The sequence below is a fragment of the Nocardia sp. NPDC004722 genome (assembly GCF_053601505.1).
Genome location: NZ_JBSGBY010000827.1, coordinates 1 through 2940, shown reverse-complemented (window position 1 = coordinate 2940; position 2940 = coordinate 1). Strand labels below are relative to the sequence as shown.

The window sequence follows — 2940 nt, the reverse complement described above, 5'->3', positions numbered from 1 at the left end:
CCCTACCCAGGAGGCGTCATGGCGCGCATCGATGTCCACGCTCATCTGTTTCCGATCGCGTATCTCGATGTTCTCGACCGGGCGCGCGGGTCGTCGGAGGGGACGGCCGCGGTACGGGGCACGGGGCCGGGGGCGACGGCGGGCGAGGTGGCCGACCGGATCGGGTTGATGGATCAGGCCGACATCGAAGTCCAGTTGCTTTCTGTCGCACCGCAATTCCCGCATTTCGAGGATCGTGATCGGGCGGTCGAGGCGGCCCGGGTCGCCAACGACGAGCTGGCCGCGGTGGTCCGGGCGCATCCGGAGCGGTTCCGGGCCCTCGCGGTGACACCGGCGCCGCATACCGTCGACGCGGTCGCCGAAGCCCGCCGTGCGATCGAGGATTTGGGGTTCGCCGGTGTCGCGATCAGCGCGTTCGTGCTCGGGCGGTCGCTGGCCGAGGACTGGTTCGAGCCGGTGCTGTCGTATCTCGACGACCGTGAGGCGGTGTTGTTCGTGCATCCCGCCGGGGACGGCATCGATTCCGCACAGCTCGCCCCGCTGGGCTGGGTGATCGGCCATGCGGTCGAATTGTCCTTGGCCGCACTGCAACTCATTCAGAAGGATCTCGTCGTCAAGTATCCGCGGGTGCGGTTTCTGTTCCCGCACATGTGCGGGTTCCTGCCGTTCCAGGCGCAGCGGCTGGATCTGCACGCCGACTGGTATCTGCCGCCGCAGCACACACCGGTCTCCGAACAGCTCACGCGGCTGCACTACGACACCGCCAACCCGACGCCGGGCGCGCTGGAGCAGGCCGTCGGGATCGTGGGCGCGTCACAGTTCATGATCGGCACGGATTTCCCGTTCGAGACCGGCGACTCGTTCTTCCATCACGCCACGTACGTCGGGAAGACCGGGCTGCCCGCGGCGCAGGTCGAGGCGATCGAGTCGGCCAACGCACGGCGGCTGCTGGGTCTCTGAATCAGGCTCGGCCACTGCCGTTCCCGGAGGGAGGCGTGGTGTCGGCGGGGTATTCGGCGTATATGTCGCCGTCGAAGAGTTTCCAGATGAAGGCGTTCATTCTCGCGGCGGCGGGCGCGTGGCGGGTGAGGATCGCGGCTACCGCCTGCGGCACGTCGCCGGGGATGTGGCCCGCGGCGCAGCACCGCACGTACTCGTTGCGAGCGACGAAGCCGGGGTGGTCCGGCGTCCGCACCGCGCAGACCTCGGTGACGAGCCAATTGACCAATCGCATTGCCATGTAATCGGAGTCGTAGCCGATGTGACGCGCCACGAAGTCTCGTTCGGTGGGCGAGAGGTCGAAACGCGGTGAGGTGACGAGGCCGAAGTCGGTGAGGTAGATCTGCTGCCCGTCGCTGCGGAAATTGCCGAAATGAGCGTCCATGTGTAGTAATCGGCGATCGCGCAGGAAGGTCACGATCTCCGACAGCTGGTGCTCGACGAGGACGGCGTTGCGAATCGGGTTGTCTTGCAAGGATTTCTCGATCTCGAACGGGATGTATTCGCTGAACAGCACCAGGCTGTACCGAGCGGCGGCCGACGCCTCGAGGCCCGCGCGGACCTCCGCCGACCCGCCCTTCGCAGCGACGACCGCGTCGATGTCGGCGTGCTCGTCCGCGATCGGCGAACGGCCGGGGAGCACGCGCCAGTGGTAGAGCATCGGGAACGCCCGCGTCTCCCCCGCCAGCACGCCGTCGGTGACAATGCGGTTCGCAGCCAGTTCCCGCCAGACGTTGAAGCTCGGCCCCGCGCCGATCCCGTACTGGCAGTGCAACGGCACGTCGAAATGGTTCGCGGTGCACTCCGGCCGGTCGAGCTCCCGATCGCTCAGGGGGATCCGCTTGGCGAACACCGACTCACCCTCGAACTCGAAAACCCTTGCCCCGCCGCCGACTCCGACACTGTCGTAGCCGGTGCCGATGAGCTCCGCGAGCAAACTGTCACCGAGGGCAGCCAACCCCGCCGAAAGTCTGCGATGCCGATCTTTCCGCGGAGCCGTCATCACACGATCTTGCCACCCGACCCGCGGAATGCGCCGGGCCTCTCTGAGCGCCGCCCGGCGCGAAAGCCATTCAGCGAGGCCGGGTGTAGGCGATTTCGGCGAAGTCCAGCCACCGGTCGGCATTGGCATGCGGAACGCTGACCCAATCCTTCATCGGGCGGTGTCGGGATGAGGGGTCGAACAACTCCGCGCCCGGCAGCGCCAGGGCCTCGGCATGTTCGGGGGTGCCCGCGAGCAGACGGCAAGCAAGGGCGTCCTGGAACAGGCAGGCAAACGCCTTACCGTCGGCGTCCTTGTAGGCAGGTTTCCCGAACACCTTCGCGATGGTCACACCCCGATCAGCCATCTCACCCGCCACCCGCTCGAAATCTCCCTGCACGCTCATCCGCCGAGTCTGTCACGCCACGTCGAGTGGCACATTCTGGAGGGAATTTCGGACAAATCTCCTCCAGAATGTGCCACTCGGAGAAAGGGAATGGGGGTGGGGGGTGCGGAGTTCGGGAACGGGGGGGTGGGAGGGAATCGGGGTGGGGACGATGGAGGGATGGGAGATATGGGGGAAGTGTTTTCGGGGAGGGCTGCTGTGGACAGCGGGGAGATGAGCCGGTGGGAAGTCAGAGGGTGTCGGCGGGTGGGGCCGGATACGTTCGTCAGGGCGGGGGTCGAGTTGGATGCTCGGGGGCGGGCGCGGGCGGCGGGGGTTTGGGGTGGGGAGGGGGCCGTGCTGGTGGGGTGTTCGGCGGCAAGCCTTTTGGGGGCGCGGTGGATGGATGAAGAGCCTGCCGAGGTCGTTCTGCCGCGGCGAGCTCGGGCGCCTCGGGGAGTGCGGGTGTACCGGGATGTGCTGGCGGCGGACGAAATCTGCGTAGTGGATGGGGTTCGCTGCACTACCCCGGTGCGGACCGCGTTCGATATCGGGCGGCGGACCGGTGGGGATC

3 protein-coding genes are annotated in these 2940 nt (G+C 67.2%); 1 reads left to right on the top strand and 2 read right to left on the bottom strand.

Annotated elements, in window-relative coordinates; translation table 11 throughout:
• Window positions 1-960, top strand: a 960-nt coding sequence (locus tag ACWELQ_RS42585) for an amidohydrolase family protein (RefSeq protein ID WP_452402659.1), incomplete at its 5' end; no start/stop codon positions are given.
• 1 nt (window position 961) lies between these two features.
• Here ACWELQ_RS42585 and ACWELQ_RS42580 read toward each other — a convergent pair.
• The gene (locus ACWELQ_RS42580; RefSeq protein WP_452402658.1) at window positions 962-2002 is read right to left on the bottom strand and encodes a serine/threonine protein phosphatase; all 1041 of its coding nucleotides are present in this window, start codon (window positions 2000-2002) and stop codon (window positions 962-964) included.
• Between the two features lie 70 nt (window positions 2003-2072).
• Window positions 2073-2387 (bottom strand): hypothetical protein, encoded by a 315-nt coding sequence (locus ACWELQ_RS42575; protein WP_452402657.1) that lies wholly within the window; start codon window positions 2385-2387, stop codon window positions 2073-2075.
• Between the last annotated feature and the right edge of the window lie 553 nt (window positions 2388-2940).